This window comes from Nonomuraea gerenzanensis, assembly GCF_020215645.1.
GTDB classification, from domain to species: Bacteria; Actinomycetota; Actinomycetes; order Streptosporangiales; family Streptosporangiaceae; genus Nonomuraea; species Nonomuraea gerenzanensis.
Genome location: NZ_CP084058.1, coordinates 9,048,902 through 9,070,751 on the forward strand (window position 1 = coordinate 9,048,902; position 21,850 = coordinate 9,070,751).

Sequence of the window (21,850 nt, forward strand, 5' to 3'; positions counted from 1 at the left end):
CGCTAACTAGGAGGCAACGGATGCGGCCACGCATCATCACACTCTGCGCTGTTGCGGTCGTCTTGGGAGCGACTCTCACCTCTCCCGCACACGCCACCACCAGGACGCGATTCGACGTCATCAACCTTGTGTCGGACGTTCAGGGCAAAGCCCCGGTCACCGACCCCAAGGTCGTCAACCCGTGGGGCCTGGCCATGGGCAAGACACTGTGGGTCTCGAACACCGGCACCGGTAGTGCCACCGTCTACTCCGGCACGGGCAAGAAGGAGCAGACGGAGGTGGCCATCCCGGGCGGAGCCCCGACCGGCCAGGTGTTCAACCCCGGTGAGGGCTTCACCGTCAAGGGCAAGCCCGCCACGTTCATCTTCTCCAGCCCGAGCGGCGCTATCAGCGGCTGGAACGCCGAGGCCGACCCGGCCAACGCGATCATCGCGGCCTTCACCCGCGGCGCCGACTACAAGGGGCTGGAGCTCGTCCAGACCGAGGACGAGGCGTTCCTGCTGGCCGCGGACTTCGCCAGCGGGCGCATCCACGCCTTCGACGAGGACTTCCGGCGCATCCCGCTGGGCCGGTCGCAGTTCAGGGACCGGGCACTGCCGAAGGGCTACCACGCCTACAACGTGGCGGTGGCCAACGGCAACATCTGGGTCGCCTACGCCCTGCGTGACCCGAGCACCGGCAAGCCGGTCTTCGGCAACGGCAAGGGCTTCGTCAGCCGCTTCAACGCCAGCGGGCGCCTGACGGGCCGCATCTCCCGCGTCGGGCTGAACGCCCCCTGGGGCATCACCGCCGCGCCCAAGGGCTGGAGCCAGTACAGGAACGCGCTGCTGGTCGGCAACTTCGGCGACGGCACCGTCCACGCCTACCGCAGCGGCCGGCACCTGGGCGCGCTGCGCACCTCCGACGGCAAGCCGGTCGTGCTGCCCGGCCTCTGGGACCTCGAGCCCGGCACCGCCGCCACCGGCGGCGAGAGCGCGCTGTGGTTCTCCGCCGGCATCGACGGCACCAAGCACGGCCTGATCGGGGTCATCGCCCCGCAGGGCACGAAGGTGAGCTCCAACGGGGCGGCGAGCACGCCGTCGAGCAGCCCGTCGCACCCCGCGGGCCACCAGTCGAGCGCTCCCAATACCCAGCCGTCCTCCCAGAATCCGTACGGCGGGTACTGACCGGCGCTCAGTCGCCGCCGCCCCCTGGCCTGGCGAGAAGCGCAGCTCGCCCAGCACGGCGAGGGGGCGGCGGTCCGTCCAGCCCGGTGGCCTCTACGTTGGAGGCCATGGATGAGCAGACGTTCAGCGAGTGGCTGAGGCAGCAGTGCGAGCCGGAGTGGACGGCGGTGGTGACCCACCCGTTCGCGATGGCGATCAACGAGGGAACGGCGGCCGGCGATGCGATGCGGCGCTACCTGGAGCAGGACTTCCAGTTCGTGGACTCCTTCACGGCACTGCTCGGCGCGGCCGTGGCCGCCGCCGACACCTTCGAGGCGCGGGTGCCGTACGGCACGTTCCTCGGGCAGGTGGCGACCACCGAGGAGAAGACGTACTTCCACCGGGCGCTGGCCGAGCTGGGCGGCCGGACCGAGGTGCCGCTGGAGCCGGTGACGGCGGCGTTCAGGGGGCTCATGGACGAGGTGCGCCGCTCGCAGGACTACCTGCTGATCGCCGCCGTGCTGTGCGTGGCCGAGTGGTGTTACCTCGGCTGGGCCTCGCGGGCCGGCGAGCCGCTGCCGGAGAGCTTCGTCCACCGGGAGTGGATCGAGCTGCACGAGGGCGAGGAGTTCCGCGCCTGGGTGGCCTTCCTGCGCGGCGAGCTGGACCGCCTGGGCGCCGGGCTGGGCGAGGAGCGGCGCCAGGAGGTGCTGGGCGTGTTCCGGCGGGCCGTGGAGCTGGAGCGGGCCTTCTTCGACATGGCCGCCGGCTAGCTCAGGACGTCGGCCAGGTCCTGGATCGTCCGGTAGTGGACGCCGGTCATGCCCAGCGCCCTGGCGGCCTCGACGTTCGGCAGCCGGTCGTCCACGAACAGGCAGCGCCCGGGCGCGACGCCGGCCCGCTCGGCCGCGATCTCGTAGATGCGCGGGTCGGGCTTGGCCACGCCGACCCGGGCGCTGCTCACCACGTCGTCGGCGAAGTACGTCAGCCCGAGCCGGTCGATGTGCTCCTCCAGCGTGTCCATGGCGTTGGTCACGATGATCACCGGCACCCGCTCCTGCGCCCTGGCGAGCAGCGCCTTGACCTCCTCGTCCACCCAGAACTCGATGGCGATGAACTCGGCCACGGCCTGCCGCGCGCGCTCGTCGCCGCCGAGCGCCGTCACGATCGACTCGGCCCACTGCGCCTCGGTCAGGTGGCCGAGCGTCGGAGGCAGGATCAGCCCCGGGTCGAAGGCCGTCTTGCGCAGGGGCAGGCCGTAACGGGCCTCGATGTCGGCCTGGGCGGCGTGGTCGAAGTGGCGCAGCACGCCGTCGAAGTCGGTGAGAACCGCGTCAAAGGGGAGCACGGAACAGCATTCTGCCCCACCCCGGCACGACAGGGGTCCCCCGCCACAGGCTGCGACCCGACCGGCGGCACTACCATCTCCGAGACAGGATTCGGTATCGGAACGGTAGGGCATGAGCGATCATCGGCTGCCACGCGAGCTGGGCGCCCTGTTCGCCGACGGCGGCAGGGGGCGCAGGCTGCCCGTGGCGCTGCCTCCCGGTGACGTGGTCTGGCCGGATCCCGGCTACACCGGGCAGGGGGACGCGCCGCGGCCGGCGTTCTGGATGAGCGAGGAGCCGGTGTCCGGGGCGGCCTGGACACTGCTGCGCGAATGGCACCCCCACAGCGGCCTGTGGCCGCTGCTGCTGGACGAGTCGGCACAGCCCTGGGGCGTCGGGCAGGTCGTGCCGGACGATCCGCGCCTGATCGACCACTTCACCGCCGAGGGGTTCATGGCGGAGGTATGGCAGGAGTGGGTGGTGCAGATGCCGACGGACGCGCTGGACGAGCTGGAGCCGTACGGCGCGATCTGCCCGGGCCCGGCCGCGCCGGGCGTGCTCAAGGCCGTCCCCGGGGCAGTCGCCGACTGGCTGGCGGGCGAGCTCGCCGTCAAGGGCATGCCGCTCGGCCTGGTCGCCGCCGACCGGGGCTCCGACGCGCTGGCGGTGATGGGCTGGCAGGGCGCGCTGCACCACAACGAGTGGATGGTGCCGATGGCGGCGGTGGTGCGCAGCTGGGAGGACCGGTTCGGGGTGCGGGTGGTGAGCGTCGGGTTCAACACGCTGGAGCTGAGCGTGGCCGCGCCGCCGGTCGACTTCGAGCACGCCTTACACGTGGCGGCCGAGCACTGGACGTTCTGCCCGGACAACGTCGTGCAGGGGCCGGGGGACCTCCAGGGGTACGCCGCCCAGATCATGGGCGGACACGCTTGGTCATTCTGGTGGGATTGAAAGACCCCTTTTACGCTACCTTTAACTTTCGTGCCTTGGGGTGATCTGACGCCGGAGTTGCTGCACTCCTCCGTCTGGGCCGACGGGCTGGTGGAGTCGGCCGGCATTCCCGTCTTCGACATGCCGCTGGTCTCGGTGGGCGGCGGTATCGGCTCGTTCACGCTGCTCGACGTGCTGCGCATCCGCGGGGTGCCCACCACCGCCATGCGGGTGCTGTCGACCAGCGACTCGCCCTGGCAGACCTGGGAGTACCTGACGCGGGTCTCGCAGCTGCCCGCGCACGAGCGCATCCGCTCCGACTCGGGCGCGCGGCCCGACAACATCTGGGGCTTCCCGTCGTACGCGTTGCAGGAGGCGTGGCAGGAACGTTCCGCCGAGCCGCTGCTCCAGGTGCTCACCGAGCCGATCGGCACCGACTTCTACAGCCCGCGGGCCGCGCTCGTCATGCGCGGCGTGCAGCGCGAGGCCGACCGCATCGGCTACTGGGAGATGCTGGCCAAGGGGCAGGTCCGCATGGTCAGGAAGCGGATGGGCGGCGGCTACTTCACGGTCTTGACGCCGCCGGCGGGCAGCGGGCCGACCAAGCGGGTGGCGCTGCGCTCGCGGTACGTGCACCTGGCCGTCGGGTATCCGGGGCTGAAGTTCCTGGACGACCTTCAGGAGTTCCGGCAGCGGCAGGGTGAGCGTTACCGGGTGGTGAACGCGTACGAGCCGCACGAGCACGTCTACGACCAGCTCCGCAAGCGCCCCGGCGTGGTGGTGGTGCGCGGCGCGGGCATCGTGGCCTCGCGGGTGCTGCAGCGCCTGATGGACGACAGGGAGCGGTACGGCCTGCAGACGACGATCGTGCACCTGTTCCGCACGTACGTGACGGGCTCGCACGGGCCGCACGCGTTCATGCGGCGCAAGGGCGGCGACGGGTGGGCCTACCAGGCGTTCACGATGCCCAAGTCGGCGTTCGGCGGCCAGCTCAAGGCGCAGTTCCGCAGGGCGACGCCGGAGCGGCGGGCACAACTGGCGAAGCTGGTGGCCGGCACCACCACGCCGAAGCTGGCCCGCTGGCAGGAGCAGCTCCGCCGCGCCAGGCAGGGCAGCTGGTACCACGCGGTGCACGCGGAGGTGGAGCTCATCGACCGCACGCCCGACGGCCGGCTGGTCACCCACACCCGCAGCACCAGCGCGGCGCCCATGCAGTACGTCTCCGACTTCATCATCGACTGCACCGGCCTGGAGGCCGACATGCCGGAGCACCGGGTGCTGGCGGACCTGCTGCGGCACGGCGGCGCCCGCACCAACCGGGCGGGCAGGCTGCAGGTCGGCCGGAGCTTCGAGGTGCTCGGCACGGAGAACGGCGACGGCAGGCTGTACGCCTCGGGCGCGGCGACCGCGGGCAATCACTTCCTGGCGGTGGACAGCTTCCTCGGCATGCAGACGGCGGCTCTCGACATCGCCGACGACCTGGCCGGGCGCGGGTTCTGCAAGGGGCTGGGGCCGATCAGGTCGGTGTCCCAGTGGGTGAAGTGGGCGGCGAACAGGAGACCGGCTTGATCCCGACACTGGCCGGGCGGGTGCAGACCCGGCTGTTCGTGCTGGCCACGGTGGGCGTGGTGCTGACGGCGCTGCTCGCGCTCGTGCTGCCGATGTCCTTCGGCGAGGCGTTCCTGGTGCTGCTGGCCGTCGCCGTGGTCGGCGTCGGCTGGGAGCTGGTGTACCACCTGCTGATGCAGTTCCGCTGGGACAAGGACTGGCCGACGCTGTTCGGGCTGCTCACGGCCGTGCCCGAAGGGCTGCTCATGTGGCTGCTCCTCGATGCCGGGCTGGTGCCGGGGGTCGAGGGGCCGGTGCCGTTCTGGGCGTTCGCCGTCATGTTCGGGGTCGTCTGGATCGGCCAGTGGCTGTTCGCGAACGGGCCCATGCGGGTGCTGTTCGTGCAGTGGCGGCTGCGGGGCGGCCGCCTGCTGTGAGCAGGAGCCGCTCCTGCCGGCCCGTCGGGCCGGGCGCGGGGCCCGGCCGGCGTGACGGCGCGGCAGGCGTCAGGGGATCCGGGCCACGGCGCCGTAGTTCCCGGATGCGCTGGGCTGGTCCACGCAGGCGGTGTCTCGGTCGTCGGGCCGCCATTCCGGAACCCACACCAGCCCCGGCTCGACCAGCACCAGACCTTCGAGCAACGCCTCGACCTCCTCCCTCGTGCGGATCGCGTGGCCCGGCAGGGTCATCGCCAGCAGGTCGTGAATGGCCGGCAACAGCTCCGCCGGAATGGCGTCGAACGTGGTCTGCATCACCGACAGGTAGCTCCGCTCGGGGACGACCTGGCGGATCCGCTTGATCACGTAATGGAAGTACTCGTCGTCGTTCAGGCTGTGGGTGGACAGCAGCAACACGGCCATCGGCCGGTCCCAGTCGAGGAAGGTCTGCAGCACCCGGTCGTCGAGGATGTCGTCGATCTCGCGCACGTCGCCCTCTACGACGCGGACGAGGTCGGTGACAGGCTCGATGGTCGCCCGTGCCGAGGCCAGCACCATGGGATCGCTCTCCACGTAGACCACGCGCGGCACCGAGGCGCACAGGGCGGCCGCGGCCACGTCGTGCAACTGCCTGCCGGGTGGCAGGCCACTCGGGACACCACTCCCGACGATCACGAACTGGTCCACGCCTTCGCTCGCCAGATGACGGACCACACGGCGTAAATATTCAAGCACGGCCCTGGCGGCCGTCGTCGTGATGGGTGCGGCCTGGTCATAACGGCGGATGACATCGCGGTCCGCCACGAAGTTGTTCTTCCCACCCGCGGCGGCGTCGAGAATGCGAGTGATCCGAGCGTGGGTCATCTCCAGCTTCGCCAGGTTTCGGATGGCACGCTGACGCATTGAGTGTTACCCCTTTCCCCTCGCCCACTACCTCGGGAAAAAGCTGATCCTTTCGGACCCCACTCGATGACCCAGACCATATGATCCTCGCCCCACGGCGAAAGACAACCGCAAAAGCCATTGATTATGGATATACCTACGTTACCAATGGTTGGTACAAACCAGCGCTGTGATCAAATACCCAGAGATCGCGAAAGCCTTTCGCGATGGTAATTGAGCATCTCGACCGTCTCGTCGCGGGTGGTCGTCGTCACCGACAGCTTCGTGAACGCCTGGTGAAAGGCCTCCACGGCGGCCGAGTCGGTGATCAGCGCGTCGGAGTCGATGCCGTGGGCGCAGGCGATGTCGGGCTCGAAGGCCTCGGTGAAGCGCCAGAGCGTGAAGGGGCCGGTGCGCGGCACGTACGCCGGGTCCTCCATCGGCACCACGTGCAGTGAGACGTTGGGCCGCTTGGCGTGCTCGACCAGCACGTCGAGCTGGCGGAGCTGGACGTGCTGGCCGACGATCGAGCGCGTCAGCACACTCTCGTCGATCACGGCCCACAACACCACGCCGTTGTCGCGCGGCACCGCCTCCTGGCGGGCCAGGACCAGCGCGAGCGCCTCCTCCACCGTCTGCTGGCCGAGGGTCGCGGGCCCGGCCACGGTGATGGCGGCCCTGGCGTACTCCTCGGTCTGCAGCAGCGGCGGCACGAACTGGTTGTGGTACGTGCGGATCACCGTGGCCCGCCCCTCCAGGGCGTAGCCGGTGGCCAGCCAGACGGGCACCGACTGCGCGTCGTACCAGGCGGCCTCGCGCTCGCCCCTGGCCAGGGAGAGCACGTACTCGCGGATGGGGGCCACGGAGACACCGTAGACGGTCAGCAGGCGCTCGACGGTGATGGGGGCCGGCGCGATGCGGCCCTCCTCGATGGCGGGGATGGCCGCGGCGCCCTTGCCGATCGCGGTCTCGACCTGCTCGACGGACAGCTGCGCGGCCAGGCGCAGGCCGTGCAGCCGCTTGCCCAGCGCGCGGCGCTGCGGGCCGCTCAGCGGCGCGACCGCTTCGGGGATGTCGGACGTCGGCTCAGGCTCCTCGGGCAGCCCTTCGGCCTTGCGGGCCAGCTCGACCACGCCGCGCAGCACGGCCAGCGAGCTCTCCGACAGGCCGGAGGCTGACAGGCCGATGGTGGCCGCGCGCAGCTGCAGGTCCTCCACCGAGCCGGACTCGAGGTAGTCGTCGCCGACCAGCCAGCCGACGCTCACCTGCAGGCAGGTCGCCAGCGCCCTGAGCACCTGGAGCGTGGGGTTGGTCTGCTTGCCGGTGCGCAGCTGGCTGACGTAGGCACGGGTGATGGGGATGCCGGCCTCCGTCAGGGCGGAGGCGACCTGCGCGCCGGTGAAGCCGCGCTTGGTCAGCGCGAGATCGAGCCGCTCGGCGAAGTTCGCCACGGCACACCTCCTAGCCGCCCGTGAACATGGTCCAGCGTAAGGGACGCGGGCCCCACTGTCCCCTGCCATGCGGGCAAGCTCTGCCCCGCAGGGTGGTATCAACTTAATCGCAAACTGTCAGTTGACATAGCCCCCTGGAGAAGCGGAGTATCGGAGCACGTGGTAACTGGGGCTTAACAGCCTCAGGGTTCTGGAGAGATCCCCCTGCGAGGAGGTGGCCGGACGTGACCATGGATTCGACCTTCCTGGACGGCCCGGCCGTCCCTGGTCAGGAGCTGGTGGTCCAGCGGATCTGCGCCCGTGTGGCGGGGCCGGTGGCGGGGGCGGGCGTGCATGTCGCCGGCCTGCCGCTCGGCGGCGTACAGGTCTGGCTGGACAGCCCCGGTCACCGCTGGCGCTTCTACCACCGGATGGCCCGCGAGCTGCGGCTGGCGGGCTGGCACACCGAGACGGGCCCCGACCGGCTGCTGTTGCTCGGGTGGAGTGCGGTCTGCCTGAGCCACCGCGTCAGGATGCTCGGCGCGGCCCTCACGGGCCGGCTGGCGGACTTCGACAAGACGGCGTTCACCGCCGTCATGGTCGCCACCCGGCTGTGTCACGAGGGGTTCCCCGCCGCGGAGGTGCCCGCCGAGGTCGAGGCCCACTGCGCCGACGAGCTGCGCTGGCCGGCCAGGCTGGCCGACCTCGACGGTCTCGAACGGCGCTCGTCGCTGGAGCCCATGAGGCTGCGGCTGGCCCAGGTGGCCGGCCTGGAGGCCAAGGTGGGCCGGCGGTGCGGCGAGCATCTCGCGCTCGCCTCCAAGGTCGCGCGCATGGTGGCCGGCGGTGCGGGACCGGCCCACAGGCGCGCGGCGGGACCGAGAGCCGGGCTGACGGAGCGCATGGTCTGCGTCAGCGTGCCGAACGTGGCCGAGAGCGACGTCACCGGAAGCGCGGTGACGGCTCGATGAACCTCCCGGCCCCCACCTGCCAGGACGCGACGGCGGTCATCCCGTCCGCGTCCCGGCGACCGCTGCCACCCCGCGGCGCACGGCCGCCTGCCGCTCGCGGCGGGCGCGTACCGTACGCGGCCCGCGTGGCAGCCCTCCTGGCGCTGGCCCCGGCGCTTCCCCACCCCCCCGGCACCGTGCGGCACGTGCCCGACCTAGTCGGCGCGGTGCTGTCGGCCAGCGCGGTAGCGGCTGGCGTGCTGGCCGTCTCGAGGGGTGGCGCGCGGGGCTGGCTTGCTTACCGCCTGCCGGGTCGCGTGGGCACGCCCGCCGCCCTGCCGCTGAACACGTGGCGGCGGCGTACCCGCGACCCGCGGCGGTATCGCGGCTCCTCAGCAGCCGCCACGATGGCGGCGGCGCCGGCCGTACCGGTCGTCCGCCGCGTCGGGCTCGGCAGGGTCGTCTACGGCGGTGACTCCGGCCCGGACGGCACCATCGGTACCAGAGCGATGCCCGGTGAGGCGATCGCCGTGACGGGCGCCACCGTGCCGATCGGCCGGTCACCCCTGCGGGGGCCGGCACCCGGGCACGTCTGTGTGCTCATGGCCGTTCTGCCGGCCACCGTTCTGCTCGCCGCCACGGCGCTGGTGCGGGTCGCCGGGGCGTCGGAACGTCAGACCGGACCTCGATCCCGACGCGCGGCACAGGAGGGGCCGGCGGCGACGCGCCGCCGGCTCCTCGCCGAGCCGCGCGCCAGTCTCGACCAGGTACGCGGCGCGGCCGGGGAACGACCGGCCCGCCTTGGAGAGCCACCCCGTGTCACCCACCCGCTGTAAATAGGAGCGATCATGCTCACCGACGAGTTGCACAGGCCGCAACCACACGAGGTTCACGCGCGGGGCGTACGGCCCGGCGCGCCGCCCCCCTCCTGGGGCGGGGAGACCCGAGGCAAGGAACAGGGATCGGCGCGCACCGTGCACCGGCTGCGCCGCATCCGGCAGGTGTCCGTCGAGGCGATCACCGAGATCGACCAGGCCCTTCAGCACGGCACTTCCTGACCCGCTTCCGCCTTCCCGCACAGGAGGAACCAGACCATGCGCACCGTCCGGGGCCCCCGATGAGCCGCCGCAGGGTCGGCGTGCTCGTGGCGCCCGCGAACCCGTCGGCGGAGCCCGAGCTGACCCGGCTGCTCGGCTCGCGGGCCGACATGCACGTCGCCCGGCTCCCTGCCTGTCCGGGGCCGTCTCTGCTCGACCGGCTGGAGAGCTACAACGCCGCCGTGCCCGCCATGATCGGCTCGTTCGACGGCCTGCGCCTGGACGCGATGGTCATGGCCTGCAGCGAGCCCCGTTACCTGCTCGGCCCCGAGGAGGACCGCGAGCAGTGCGCCGAGCTGACGGCCGCGACGGGGATCCCGTTCGCCACGGCCACGCTGGCCACGCGCGAGGCGCTGGAGCACGTGATGGTCAGCGACATCGTGCTGGTCTCGCCGTACCAGCCGTGGGTGACGGACCTGGCCGAGCGGTTCTGGAAGACGGCCGGGCTGAACGTCACCCAGGTCGTCCAGGTGCGCGCGCCGGACGGCTACGCGCCCTACGGGCACACGCCCGCCTCGCTGATCGACCAGGTCGAGCTGGCGGAGCTGCCGGGTGACGCCGTGCTGGTCTTCACCGGCACCGGGCTGCCCACGCTGCCCGTCCTCAGGCCGCTGACCAGCGGAAACGACCGTACCCTGCTCACCTCGAACCTCTGCGTCGCCTGGTGGGCCCTGTCCAAGGCCGTCGGCCGGCACGTGACGCTCAGCCGCGTGCCGTACCGCAGGCACATGGCGGCCGCGGCGCGGGCGGGGAGCAGGCCATGAGCGGCGTCGTGGTCGTCGGAGCCGGGCCCGCCGGGCTGACCGCCGCGCTCTGCCTGGCCAGGGCCGGGATCCCGGTCACCGTGCTGGAGCGGGAGAGCGAGCTGCCCCGGCAGGCGCGCGCCTGCACCTTCCACCCCGCCACGCTGGACCTGCTGGCCGACCTCGGCGTGGCGGCCAGGCTGGTGAGCGCGGGCCGGGTGGTGGACCGGGTGCAGTGGCGCGACCGGTCGGGGATCGTGCTGGCCGAGATGGGCATGAACCGGCTCGACGGCCTGACCAAGCACCCGTTCAGGATCCACGCCGACCAGGCCTCTCTGACCCCGCTGCTGCTCGCCGCGCTCAGCGTCTACCCGGACGTGGACGTGCGGTTCGGCACCCACGTGGACGGTGTGGCGGAGGGCGGCACAGGGATCCGGGTCCGCGTCGGCCACACCTGGACGCGGGCCCGGTACATGATCGCCGCCGACGGCGCGCACAGCACCGTACGCGGCTCGCTCGGGCTGCCCTTCCCCAGGTCCGCCTGCCCGGCGCAGGCGCTGCGGGTGTTCACCGACTCGCCGCTCGACCGGCTGCTGCCGAGCCTGGCGCCGCTGACGTACGTGCGGGACGTGCAGCAGTCGTGCACCCTGCTCGCGCTGCCCGACCACTGGCGGATCATCTTCAAGATCCCCTGCGACACGCACGAGCCGCTGTCCCCGTCGAACCTGTCCCTGCTGGTCCGCAAGGCCCTGCCCGGGGCGGCCGAGCCGATCCGGATCACCGGCGCCGACCGGTTCGGGCTGTCGAGGGGGGTGCTGACCTCCTACCGGTGCGGGCGGGTGCTGTTCGTCGGCGACGCCGCGCACCTGACCTCCACGGTCGGCGGGCTCAACATGAACGCCGGCATCCACGACGCCGCCGAGGCGGGCCAGGTCATCGCGGCCGTGCTCGGCGGCCACGCCCGGCCCGCCGCGTTGGAGGCGTGGGCCTGGCGGCGCCGCTCCGTGCTGCTGCACCGCGTGATCCCGCGCGGCGAGACCCGGCTGGCCGGTGTGCGCGAGCGCGACAGCGCCCGGCTCGCGGCGGCCATGGCGGGGCTGCGGGCCATCGCCGGCGATCCCGACGCCACGCGTGCCTACCTGGCGCAGGCGTCGCTGCTCGACACGCCCGGAGGGACCTGAACGACGAACCCGCGTCCGCGTACCGATGAGGAGGAGGTGACACCGGATGTGGCGAACCCTGTCCGACGACGCGCGCCAGGCCATCCGTGACCTGTGCGACAAGCACGGAGCCCGCCTCTACGACTACTGCCGCACCGAGCTCGCCGCGGGCGACGCCGAGCAGGCGGTCGCCGGCGCCGCGATGACGGTGCACCTGTACGCGGACCGCGTGGTCGATCCTGCCCTGCGGCGGCCCTGGCTGTACGCGGTGGCCAGAGCGCATCGGGCGGTCGTGGCCAAGCCCGCGAGCATCGGCTCGTGGTCACGGCCCGGCCGCATGTCGGAGCTGCTGCCCGAGGCGCTGCTGTCGCTGGAGCGCCCGCAGCGGGAGCTGCTCGACCTGTCCGTACGCCACGGGCTGGCGGACCGGGAGATCTCCGCGATCTTCGAGCTGCCCGAGCCCGAGGTGCGGGCCGTCGTCTCCCGGGCCGCGGCGGCCCTGGAGGAATGGTTCGCCGCGATCATCGCCGCCCGCACCCGCGACGGCTGCCCCGACCTGACGGCGCGCATGGCCGAGTGGGTCGCGGCCCCCGGCCGGCGGGCCAGGGCCAGGATCGGCCGGCACATCCAGTCCTGCGCGACCTGCCGGGCCGCGCCCAGGACCATGACGGCGGCGGCACTGCTGCGCCGCCTGCCGATCGCGGCACCGCCCGGCACACTTCCCAACCGGCTGGCGTCGGCGCAGCCGTTGCCCGGCGAGGGGCCACTCTGGCGGGCGGACGGCTTTCCTGTGCAGTCACGCACACTGGTCGAGACCGGCTCCTCGTCGCCGGCTCCACCGGCCGCCGATGCCACGCCGCCCGCCCCGGTCGCCGGCCCCACGACGGCGACTCCGGGAAAGCCCTGGTCGGCGGCGGGCGCGGCTGCCGCCGACCAGGAGCACCCGGGCGGGGAGCCACAACGTCCCGGCGCCGGCCCGGAGCGCCCCGGTAACGGTCCCGTGCGTCCCGGCGCCGACCTGGAGCGTCCGGGTGGCGGTCTGGTGCATCCTGGTGCGCCGGCCGCACGTGGCAGGCATCCGTTCACGCCGCCGAGCCGTACGCGGCCCTTCCGCGGCGGCGCGTACGGCGACAAGCTGGTCTTCACCGCCGCCACCAAGGGCGAGAGCAACGGCACCCACCACAACGGCGCCGTCATCCGCTACGGCGGCATCACCCTGTCCGCCCTGGAGCAGCAGCCGAACGGGGCCGGCGCCCAGTGGCAGGAATACTGGCGGCTCCCGGCCGACGATGACGACGACCCCGAGCCGGGCACCCCGATCAGGGCCGTGGCCAGGCTCGCCCTCATCCTGGGCGTGGGCCTGCTGGCGGCCGGCCTCATCTGGGCCGTGCTGAACGCCCAGGCGCACCCGGCCACGCTCACCAAGGCGGCCGCGCAGACGAGCGTGCTGCTGGAGGAGCCCTCGCGCTGGGTCGCCGAGGTCACCACCCACAGCGCGGCCGGGTCGGGGCTGCAGGCCCTGCCCAGGAAGGCCGCGCTGCCGCGCCCCGAGCCGCCCGTGGCCCGCCTGTCGCCGTCGTCGATGTGGCTGGGGCGGGAGCGGAGCGGGACGTTCTCCCTGGCGTGCACGGGCCGGTGCGCGATCACCTCGGCCTCCGGGACCGGCGGCATCGCCGTCACCGGGAACCGGTTCCGCGTCCGGTCGCCCCAGGACGCGTGCGGCGTGGAGCCGGGCGTGCGCCGAGGGAAGATCACCGTCCGGTGGAGCGGCAGCACCACCGGCGACGGCCGCACCACCGGCGGCGTCACGACCGGCGGCGGGACGCTGACCATGAACGTGGCGTGGACGGCCGGGCACTCCTCCGACGACCGCGTGCTGACGGTGGACGCCGGCGAGCTGCTGCGCCGCTGCGACTGACCTTCTCGGAAGGACCTCTCACGTCGGACGACCCCCGCCGCACGCACGGCGGGGGTCGTCAGGCCGGCCGATCCTAGAAGAACTGGAACTCGGGCTCGGGCTGCGGCAGCTCCACCCGCTCAGGCCCGCGGAACGTGGCCGCGTCCTTGGGCACCTCGGCCAGCGGCGTCCCCAGCACGAACGGCACGCTCACACTGCTGCGCACCAGGTCGAGGGTGACGTTGGCCCCCGTCCCCGCCTCATCGGTGTAGGTGGCGTCGGTCCCCGCGACCACCAGGCCGATCCGGTGGCCCTTCTTGAACGTGTAGTCCTGCGGCAGCGTCAGCCACCGCACCGTCCCGTACGTGCCCACGGGCAACGGCGCGGGCCGGCTCAGCGACTGCCGGTTCTGCACGTCGATCCAGCCGCGCGCGACGATCTCCAGCGGCCGGTTCGCGACGTTCGTGACGACCTTGCGGTAGCAGGCGTCGTCGGCCGCCGTGCTCTCCCCGTGGCAGTCCTCCTCGGCGAGCGTGGTGATGCCCTGCCCGCGACGCCAGTCCACGCGGGTCTCGTCGCCGAAGTCCACCAGCAGCGCCGTCAGGTTGGCGGTGGGCTGGTCGAGCTTGACCCGCAGGTCGGCGGTGGGCGTGCCGGACAGGCGCAGGTCGAGTGGGAGCGCCCCGGTGGTGAACGCCACCCGTCCCGGGTTCGGGGTGCCGACGTCGGCCACCATGTCGTTCTCGCTCATGGCGACGTCGGTGAAGGAGGCGGTGCTGTTCCTGGCGGCGGGCCTGAGGCCGAGCGAGCCGTCGGCCGCCGGGCGCAGCGACGCCTTGATCGCGAACGGGGCCGGCCAGTCGCGCTGCGTGATCCACCGCACCGGGCCGATCTCGACGTCCGCGCGCGGCTCGTTCATGATCCCGTTGCGTACGCCGAGCAGCCAGTGGTCGAACCACCGGTGCAGCGTGTCCACCCACAGCCCCCGGCGGCCCTCGAAGTCGAACGGGTCCACGTGCTGGGTCTGGCCCACCCAGATCTTGCGCGGCACGTGCCGGTCGGCCAGCGCCTTCCACCACACGGAGAAGTTGTCGGGCTTGACGTTGAGGTCGTTGACCGTGTGCACGACGAAGACGCTCGCCCGGACCTTGGAGACGTCCGCGAGCAGGCCCTCGATGTAGTCGCGCTCGGCCCAGAACGCGTTGTAGTCGCCCGTGGCGTCGCCGTCCTCGGCGTCCATCCTGGCGCGCACGGCCTGGCACTTGGCCTCGGGGTCGGTGTCGACGTAATTGGCCAGCCAGGAGGCGTAGTCGTAGTTGTAGATCACGCCGTTCGAGCGCTGGTACTTGTACCAGGAGCTGATCGCCGAGATGGGCACGATGGTCTTCAGGCCCTCGACGCCGGTCGCGGCGACGGCGTTGGCCAGGGTGCCGTCGTAGGACTTGCCGATCATCGCCGACTTCCCGGTCGTCCAGTCGGCCACGGCCGGGGTGCCGTCCGCTCTGAAGGCCTTGGCGCGGCCGTTCAGCCAGTCGATGACGGCCTTGCCGCCCAGCACGTCCGCCTTGCCGCCGACGTCGGGGCAGCCGTCGGACCTGGTGGTGCCGAGCATGTCGACGTTCAGGACGGCGTAGCCGCGCGGGACGAAGTAGTTGTCATAGAAGAGCGGAAATTTCGTGACATTGCCGGCAGCGTCATAGACCTTGCGCTCCGACTCGTTGCCACGGCCCGAGTTGTCGTAGTACGGGCTCTCGTCAATGATCACCGGCACTCTGAGCGAGGGGCCGGACTCCTTGGGCCGGATGATGTCCACCCTGACCTTGTCGAGCGCCCCGTCGAGGTCACTGTCGACGGTGGACTCGACGTACACGTGCTCGCGGATCGCGTCCGCGTACGAGAAGGCGGGCTGCGTGCGGCCGTTCTGGACGGTGATCTCAGGAGCGGCGGCGGCCTGGGCAGGGGTCGCGATCGCAAGGGTGAGGGCGACTGCGAAGAGGGCTGGGCGTAATTGTGACACGCGTGACCTCCGGGACGGTTGGCCGAAACAAGCGCAATCTTTCAGACGGCCGGAGAGGTGGCAATATCCAGGGCATGGAAGTGTTGGATCGGATACGGGGCTGCCTCCTGGGCGGCGCGATCGGTGACGCGCTGGGCGCGCCGATCGAGTTCCAGTCGCTGCGGGAGATCCGCAAGCATCACGGTACGGGTGGCGTCACGGGATATGTCACGACCTGGCGCGGCAGGACCGGCCTGGTCACCGACGACACCCAGATGACCCTCTTCACCGTCGAGGGCCTGCTGGACGCCCGCGTCACCGCAGCTCACGCTAGCGGAGCGGGGGGCGAGAAGGGTGGCGGCGCGCGGGAGCACCTCGTCGCCGCCGTCCGCCGGGCCTACCTGCGCTGGCTCGACACCCAGCAGCACACCTCTCCCCCACCGCCCGGCCTCCCCCACCAGACGGGCGGGCTGCGCGAGGAGTCCTGGCTGTACTCGCGGCGCGCCCCGGGCAACGCCTGCCTGTCGGGCCTGCAGCGCCCGTTCCCCGGCCCGTCCCCGTGGGGCCTGCCCGGCCCGGTGAACCCCGATTCCAAGGGCTGCGGCACGGTGATGCGCTCAGCCCCGTTCGGCCTGGTCAACCGCCTGCCACGGGAGGCGTTCGAGCTGGCGGCGGCCTGCGCGCAGATCACCCACGGCCACCCGACCGGCTACCTCGCCGCCGGCGCGTTCGCCGCCATCATCACGCACCTCATGGCCGGCCGGGCACTGGAGCCCGCCGTCCACCAGGCGATGGAGCTGCTGGCCGAATACCCGGGCCACGAGGAGACCACCGGCGCCCTGCGCGCCGCCGTGCACCTGGCGGGCAGCGGCGGGTACTCACCCGAGGCCGTCGAGTCGCTGGGCGGCGCCTGGGTGGCGGAGGAGGCGCTGGCCATCGGCGTCTACTGCGCCCTGGTGGAGCCCGCCGTGGACAAGGCGCTGCTGCTGTCGGTCAACCATTCGGGCGACAGCGACTCGACCGGCTCGGTGTGCGGCAACCTCCTGGGCGCCCTGCACGGCACCGCCCCGCTGCCCGCCGCCTGGCTGGCCCCGCTGGAGGGCAGGGACACGATCGAGCGGCTGGCCGCCGGCCTCATCTAAGGTGGATGTCCTTCAGCCGTTGAGGAGTGGGTGCATGCGTAACGTCGCCAGGACGTCGCTCGTGGACGCCGCCATCGCCGAGCTCCGCCGGGAGATCGCCGCGGGGGTGTGGCCGGTCGGCACCAAGATCCCGTCAGAGAGCCGGCTCGCCGAGAGCCTGGGCATGAGCAGGCTCTCGGTGCGGGAGGCGGTGCGGGTCCTGGCGCACGCGGGGCTGCTGCACACCCGGCAGGGCGACGGCACGTACGTGACCGCGACCGACGAGTCCAAGGTCGCGCTGCGGCGGCGGCTCGACACGGCCGCCGCGATGGACATCATCGACGTACGCCGCGGCCTCGACCTCGTCGCCGCCAGGCTGGCCGCGGGCCGCCGCACCGAGGAGGACCTGGCCGCCATGCGCGAGAGCCTGGCCAGGCGCGACGCGGCGGGCCGGGCCGGCGACCTCGACGGCTTCGCCGACGCGGACGTGGACTTCCACCTGCTGGTGGCCGACGCCGCGCACAACGCGCTGCTGGGCGATCTGTACCGGAGCATGAGCGACGCGCTGCGCGACAGCGTCAGGGACCAGGAGGAGGCGGCGCTGGTCCCGGACAGCTCGCACGAGGAGCTGCTGCGCGCGATCGAGGAACGCGACCCTGCCCAGGCCGTCGCCGTCTCGGTCGCCATCCTCGACCAGCAGGAACGCGAGCTCTGACCCGCCCGGGGCGGGCGCCGGCGGTCATCGCATCCTGACGATCAGCCGCCGGATCCTGCGCAGGTCACGCAGCCGGTGCTCGTACGTGGCGCCGGTGAACAGCAACGACGCCCCCGCCACCGCGATCGGCAGCCAGCGCGGCCCCTGCCCCACCAGCTCGGCCAGCGCGGGCGCGAACTCGTGCGCCGCCGTCACCACCAGCACCGCCCCACCGAGGATCAGCGGTGCCTGAAGCCGCGCCCAGGCGCCCGTCAGCGTGGCGGCCAGCGCGGCCACCCCCAGGAGCAGCGGTCTCACCAGGCCCGGGTCGTGCCAGGCGGCGTACGCGCTGGGCAGGAACGTCAGCGCCAGCGCCACCCCGTACCCGGTCCAGGAGGAGATCGCGGGATCGCGCCGCCCAGCCAGCCACGCCGCGATCAGCCCGGCCACCGACAGGGGGACGGTGTACGCCTCGGGAGCGGCGACACCCAGCAACGCGAGCCGCAGCCACAGCGCCACCTGCAGCAGCCCCAGCCCGGGCCAGACGGCGGGGCGCCGATCGGGCCGCAGCGCCACGACGAGCGCCAGCCCACCGGCACAGCCCAGCGCCGCATCCAGCAGCCCACGATCGTTGCCCGCCATCATCACCCCGACCACGGCCAGCCCCCACCCAGCCACCTCAGCCCCCATCCCCGCCCACCCGGCCCGCCCCTCACCCACCGACACTCGAACCACCGCTTGCCCATCCCCGCCCCGCTGACGTGACGCAAGCCCCGACGCGGCAAGCACAGCCAGCGCGGCAACCCCGAGCACCGCGAACCCCGCCGCCTCCACCCGCACCCCCACCGCCAACGCCCAGGCCACGGCCAGCCCACCGGCCGCGAGGGTGCCACAAGCCGCCGACCACGCCTGCGCGACCTCACTGCGCGCGACCCCCGAGACCACCACCCCCAGCACCGCCACCCCACCCAGCACCACCAGCGTGTACACCTGCACATCCATCGCCCATGCCACCAGATGAGCCCCGCCCGCCAGCGCCATCACCCCGGCCGCCCCGGCCCGCACCCCCAAGGCCGCCTGCACGGTCAGCGCCACCAGCACCACCCCGTGGAACACCAGCACCCACGCATGACTCAGCCCAGCCACAGCCGGCACGACCCCCAGGCACAACGGCACCACCACGGTCGCCACGGACCGCGCGACCACGGCCCCGCCCAGCCTCCGCGCCATGATCACCACAGTGGCCACCACGAACACCCCGACCCCGAGCGCGGTCACCGCCTCCCCCCGCTCGAACCCGAAGCTCGCGGTCAACCCCTGCCCGGAGTCCCACACCTCCGGATGCGGCGCCCACCCCGCGAACCGTTCCGCCCAGGGACGCCCGATCCCCTCGAACGGGAACCCCAGCACCTCCACCCACACCACCACATGCGGCAGTACCGCCACCCCGGAGGCCACCCCGGCCAGCGCGTACGCGGCCGGCCTGACCCCACCCTGCAACCGCCAGGCGGACGCGGCCAGCGCCAGCGCACCCACGGCCAGCACCAGCGACAGCCGCGCCACATCCTCCGCCAGCCCGATGGCCACCGGCCACAACACCACCGCCGCCACCCCGAGCGCCCCGGCCACAGTCCGGGGCAGCACCGGCAACACGGCGGCCCGCGACATCAGCACGATCACCAGCAGCAGAACCAGGGCCGCGTCCGACTCGCCGAGCCCGCCGCCGAGCGCGGCGGCCACGGTCTCCGCCCCGACGGCCAGCCCGGTCACCGTGGCGGCCACGCTCGTCACCGGCGAGCCCTTGCCCCGCACCGCGCACAGCAGCCCGGTCACCACGATCGCCGCCAGCACCGCGAGCGTCGCCGTACGATCGGCCAGCGACCAGGACACGGCCAGCGTCGCCGTCCACAGACTCGCGCCACCGGCCGCCGACCGGCTCACCGCCGACCAGAGCGCCAGCCCGGCGGTGAGCGCGACGAGGAAGGCCAGCGCCGCCCAGTACGGCAGATCGGCCACCACCGGCAACGTCGCCGCCGCCATCGGGAACACGATCCCGGCCACCCCCATGGCGGCCTGCTTCCCCCAGCGCGCCCGGACCGCGAGCGCGGCGGCCACCCCGGCCAGCACCAGCACGGGCATCGACATCGGCCGCACCTGCCAAGGCCCCGCCGGGCTGAGCGCCTCCCGCGCCCCCTCCGCCGCACCGGCCCAGGCATGCGTCAGCCATCCGTACGGGCCGACCAGCGCCGGCACGACGGCCCCGCTCAGCGGCAACGGCGCCAGCCCGGCCAGCACACACGCCTCGACCGCCGCCACCGTCCGCCACGCACCCCGGGGCCGCCGCCACGCCGAGGCCGCCGCCAGCACCGCCCCGACCGCCAGCAGCAGCGCCAGCCCTTCCTGCCCCCCACCGGAACCCGCCACGACCTCGATCGGCCCCAGCACCACGCCCGGCACCTCCTGCGGCCCCAGCCCCGCACCCGGCACCTCCTGCGGCACCAGCCCCGCACCCGAGCTCACCACGTACTGCAGCAGGGCCAGCAGTCCCACCACCATGGCCGCCGCCTCGACCGCCGTAGTGCCACCCGGCCGCACCAGCCCGGTCAGCCGATCCAGCAACCCGAGCGCGAGGGTGGCACTCGTCCCCCTGGCACGCACGACCGCGGCGGCCAGCTTGCGCGACGGCCTGGTCACGAGGAGCGTGCCGGCCCGCACGCCGAGCATCCCCAGCGCCGCCATCCCGCCCCCGGACGACACCCACGCCATCGCCCCACTTCCAGAGGACGGCCACGCCATCGCCCCGCTCCCGAACCACGCCCACACCAGCACCCCCGCCACCAGCGTGGCCCCGGCACCACCCACCGCCTGCACAGCCCTCGACGCACCACCCACGGCACATCCGCCCAGCACAGCCAGCAGCCCAGCCGCCACCGCAACACTCGCGTCACGATCGGCCAGCGCCCAGCACATCACCAGCCCGGCCAGATACGCCCCGAGCCACAACGGCACCGCGTGCCCGACAACCCGCCCACCCACCGCCACCCACAGAAGCGCCCCGGCCGAAGCCACCACCACCCCCAGAGCCACCTCATACGGCAGCCCCGCCGCCACCGGCACCGTGACCACGGCCAGACAACCCGTGACCAGGCAGAACACCCGCCGCAACGCGGACGTCCACAGCTCACCCCGTGGCGGCACGAGCGCCATCCCCACCGCCACGGCCCCCATCACCACGGGCACCGCCCCACTGTCGTCCCACCGAATCCCGGGGCCGATCAGATCAGCCGCCCGGCCGCCCCGCTCCCCCCACGCGTCCGTGACCCAGCCAAGCGGTCCGACAGCGACCGCGATCACCGCGTACACCTTCCAGCAGGCGGCCACCACCAGCACAAGCCCGGCCCCGACACGCACACCGTCCCGCAGCCGCACGGGCACCCGCAGCGCGGCGACCAGCACCAGCACCGCAGCACCGGCGAGCACACCGGCCTGCCAGGAGAAGGGCACCACCCAGGCGGGCACGGCAGAGCAAGCCCCGACGGCGGCGAGGGCCGCACAGGCGGCGACCCACAAGCGCCCGGCCCTACCCCGAATCGCAGCCGCCCACAGAATCGCCACCCCCGCCGCACTCCCCAGCACGGCAGTCATCGCCGGCATCAGGCTCACGGCCACCAGGACAGGCTGGGGGTCGGTGACGGGGACGGCGATGGGCGGCAACCCGCCAGTCACCATCACCGTCACGAACGCCGCCAGCCCCACCCCACCAACCCACGCCACCGACCCGGCCACGGCAGTGGTCACATACTCGGCGGCGGCCCGAACCCTTCGCGCCACCCGCCACAGAACCAGATCGAACGCAGCAGTGACCACCAGCGCCCCGCTGACCCACCCCACCCGGGACAGCCCGCCCGCCGTCGCCGGCTCCACGGCCGATGCGGCCAGCGGCAACGGAATCTGGGCCAGAACGATCGCGACCGGGGTGGGCAACCGCAGCGGGGCCTGCCAGGCATACAGGGCCCACACCACGCTCAACGCGGCGGCGCCCACCGCGTAACCCCACAGCGGATCCACCCCCGGGCCGCCGCCTGCGCCACCGTCACCGAGAACCTGCATGACGGCAACCCCGTCCAGGGGGATCAGCACGAGCCCGAGCAGCGCCACGGTCTCCGCAGTCGCCACCAGCCGCCGACGCACCAGCAGCCACGGCGCGGCCAGCACCGCCAGCGTGAACACGATCAGAAGGAGCGCCCGCAGCGTCGGCACCTGCCAGCTCACCAGCGTGAACACCACGGCGGCGATGGACAGCAGGGTGCCACCGAGCAGAAGCAGCAGGTTCTGCACGGCCCGATGCGACAGATCCCGCCGCGGCCCCCGCCCACCCTCCAGCCCCATGACCCCTCCGGACGGCACCCCGTCCGAGGGCTCACCAGCAGCGGGCACCCCACCGGTCGGCACAGCCTCAGCGCAAGCAGCCCCAGCCGGAACAACCGCACCG

The 21,850-nt window shown here is 72.9% G+C and carries 18 protein-coding genes; 13 read left to right on the forward strand and 5 right to left on the reverse strand.

Annotation, left to right across the window (positions count from 1 at the left end; translation table 11 throughout):
• The first annotated feature begins 128 nt into the window (after nucleotides 1–128).
• A complete protein-coding gene (locus LCN96_RS42040; protein WP_263657390.1) occupies nucleotides 129–1,166 on the forward strand; it encodes a TIGR03118 family protein in 1,038 nt (345 codons plus the stop codon).
• Between the two features lie 107 nt (nucleotides 1,167–1,273).
• Entirely contained in the window at nucleotides 1,274–1,918 is a 645-nt protein-coding gene (locus LCN96_RS42045) for a TenA family protein (RefSeq protein ID WP_225267988.1), read from the forward strand.
• On the opposite strand, the gene LCN96_RS42050 is transcribed toward LCN96_RS42045, so the two are convergent.
• Nucleotides 1,915–2,493, reverse strand: a complete 579-nt coding sequence (locus LCN96_RS42050; RefSeq protein ID WP_225267989.1) for an HAD family hydrolase — start codon at nucleotides 2,491–2,493, stop codon at nucleotides 1,915–1,917. The two genes, LCN96_RS42045 and LCN96_RS42050, sit on opposite strands and share 4 nt — an antisense overlap.
• 112 nt (nucleotides 2,494–2,605) lie before the next feature.
• On the opposite strand from LCN96_RS42050, the gene LCN96_RS42055 reads away from it, so the two are divergent.
• The 3 genes from LCN96_RS42055 to LCN96_RS42065 are packed head-to-tail and all read left to right on the forward strand — an operon-like array spanning nucleotide 2,606 to nucleotide 5,388.
• Complete coding sequence (locus tag LCN96_RS42055) at nucleotides 2,606–3,424, forward strand: DUF4253 domain-containing protein (protein WP_225267990.1); 819 nt, start codon at nucleotides 2,606–2,608, stop codon at nucleotides 3,422–3,424.
• A 30-nt stretch (nucleotides 3,425–3,454) separates the two neighbouring features.
• Nucleotides 3,455–4,972: a hypothetical protein gene (locus LCN96_RS42060; RefSeq protein ID WP_225267991.1), complete on the forward strand. Its 1,518-nt coding sequence runs from the start codon at nucleotides 3,455–3,457 to the stop codon at nucleotides 4,970–4,972.
• Nucleotides 4,969–5,388, forward strand: coding sequence for a hypothetical protein (locus tag LCN96_RS42065; RefSeq protein ID WP_225267992.1), 420 nt, complete (start codon nucleotides 4,969–4,971; stop codon nucleotides 5,386–5,388). The genes LCN96_RS42060 and LCN96_RS42065 overlap by 4 nt, the downstream gene beginning before the upstream one ends.
• Before the next feature lie 69 nt (nucleotides 5,389–5,457).
• Here LCN96_RS42065 and LCN96_RS42070 read toward each other — a convergent pair whose 3' ends face one another.
• Together LCN96_RS42070 and LCN96_RS42075 are read right to left on the reverse strand one after the other, a co-directional pair.
• Nucleotides 5,458–6,291: an SAM-dependent methyltransferase gene (locus LCN96_RS42070; RefSeq protein WP_225267993.1), complete on the reverse strand. Its 834-nt coding sequence runs from the start codon at nucleotides 6,289–6,291 to the stop codon at nucleotides 5,458–5,460.
• A 173-nt stretch (nucleotides 6,292–6,464) separates the two neighbouring features.
• On the reverse strand, nucleotides 6,465–7,721 hold the full coding sequence (locus LCN96_RS42075; RefSeq protein ID WP_225267994.1) for a helix-turn-helix domain-containing protein: 1,257 nt from the start codon (nucleotides 7,719–7,721) through the stop codon (nucleotides 6,465–6,467).
• Between the two features lie 224 nt (nucleotides 7,722–7,945).
• Between LCN96_RS42075 and LCN96_RS42080 the strand changes: the two genes are divergently transcribed.
• From LCN96_RS42080 to LCN96_RS42105, 6 genes are all read left to right on the forward strand, one after another.
• On the forward strand, nucleotides 7,946–8,671 hold the full coding sequence (locus LCN96_RS42080) for a hypothetical protein (protein WP_225267995.1): 726 nt from the start codon (nucleotides 7,946–7,948) through the stop codon (nucleotides 8,669–8,671).
• Between the two features lie 185 nt (nucleotides 8,672–8,856).
• Nucleotides 8,857–9,486, forward strand: coding sequence for a hypothetical protein (locus tag LCN96_RS42085; RefSeq protein WP_225267996.1), 630 nt, complete (start codon nucleotides 8,857–8,859; stop codon nucleotides 9,484–9,486).
• A 12-nt stretch (nucleotides 9,487–9,498) separates the two neighbouring features.
• A complete protein-coding gene (locus LCN96_RS42090; protein ID WP_225267997.1) occupies nucleotides 9,499–9,708 on the forward strand; it encodes a hypothetical protein in 210 nt (69 codons plus the stop codon).
• 59 nt (nucleotides 9,709–9,767) lie between these two features.
• A complete protein-coding gene (locus tag LCN96_RS42095) occupies nucleotides 9,768–10,511 on the forward strand; it encodes a maleate cis-trans isomerase family protein (RefSeq protein WP_225267998.1) in 744 nt (247 codons plus the stop codon).
• Nucleotides 10,508–11,671 (forward strand): FAD-dependent oxidoreductase, encoded by a 1,164-nt coding sequence (locus tag LCN96_RS42100; RefSeq protein ID WP_225267999.1) that lies wholly within the window; start codon nucleotides 10,508–10,510, stop codon nucleotides 11,669–11,671. The genes LCN96_RS42095 and LCN96_RS42100 overlap by 4 nt, the downstream gene beginning before the upstream one ends.
• Nucleotides 11,672–11,717: 46 nt before the next feature.
• Nucleotides 11,718–13,568 (forward strand): hypothetical protein, encoded by a 1,851-nt coding sequence (locus LCN96_RS42105; protein ID WP_225268000.1) that lies wholly within the window; start codon nucleotides 11,718–11,720, stop codon nucleotides 13,566–13,568.
• 73 nt (nucleotides 13,569–13,641) lie between these two features.
• Here the strand turns inward: LCN96_RS42105 and LCN96_RS42110 are convergent, their stop codons facing one another.
• Nucleotides 13,642–15,564: a Xaa-Pro dipeptidyl-peptidase gene (locus LCN96_RS42110; protein WP_225268001.1), complete on the reverse strand. Its 1,923-nt coding sequence runs from the start codon at nucleotides 15,562–15,564 to the stop codon at nucleotides 13,642–13,644.
• A 74-nt stretch (nucleotides 15,565–15,638) separates the two neighbouring features.
• Between LCN96_RS42110 and LCN96_RS42115 the strand changes: the two genes are divergently transcribed.
• On the forward strand, nucleotides 15,639–16,685 hold the full coding sequence (locus LCN96_RS42115) for an ADP-ribosylglycohydrolase family protein (protein ID WP_225268002.1): 1,047 nt from the start codon (nucleotides 15,639–15,641) through the stop codon (nucleotides 16,683–16,685).
• 34 nt (nucleotides 16,686–16,719) lie between these two features.
• Nucleotides 16,720–17,379 carry a FadR/GntR family transcriptional regulator gene (locus LCN96_RS42120; protein ID WP_225268003.1) on the forward strand — a complete coding sequence of 220 codons (660 nt, stop codon included), beginning with the start codon at nucleotides 16,720–16,722 and terminating at the stop codon, nucleotides 17,377–17,379.
• 24 nt (nucleotides 17,380–17,403) lie between these two features.
• Here LCN96_RS42120 and LCN96_RS56950 read toward each other — a convergent pair whose 3' ends face one another.
• Nucleotides 17,404–21,747: an SCO7613 C-terminal domain-containing membrane protein gene (locus LCN96_RS56950; RefSeq protein ID WP_263657391.1), complete on the reverse strand. Its 4,344-nt coding sequence runs from the start codon at nucleotides 21,745–21,747 to the stop codon at nucleotides 17,404–17,406.
• Nucleotides 21,748–21,850 lie beyond the last annotated feature (103 nt).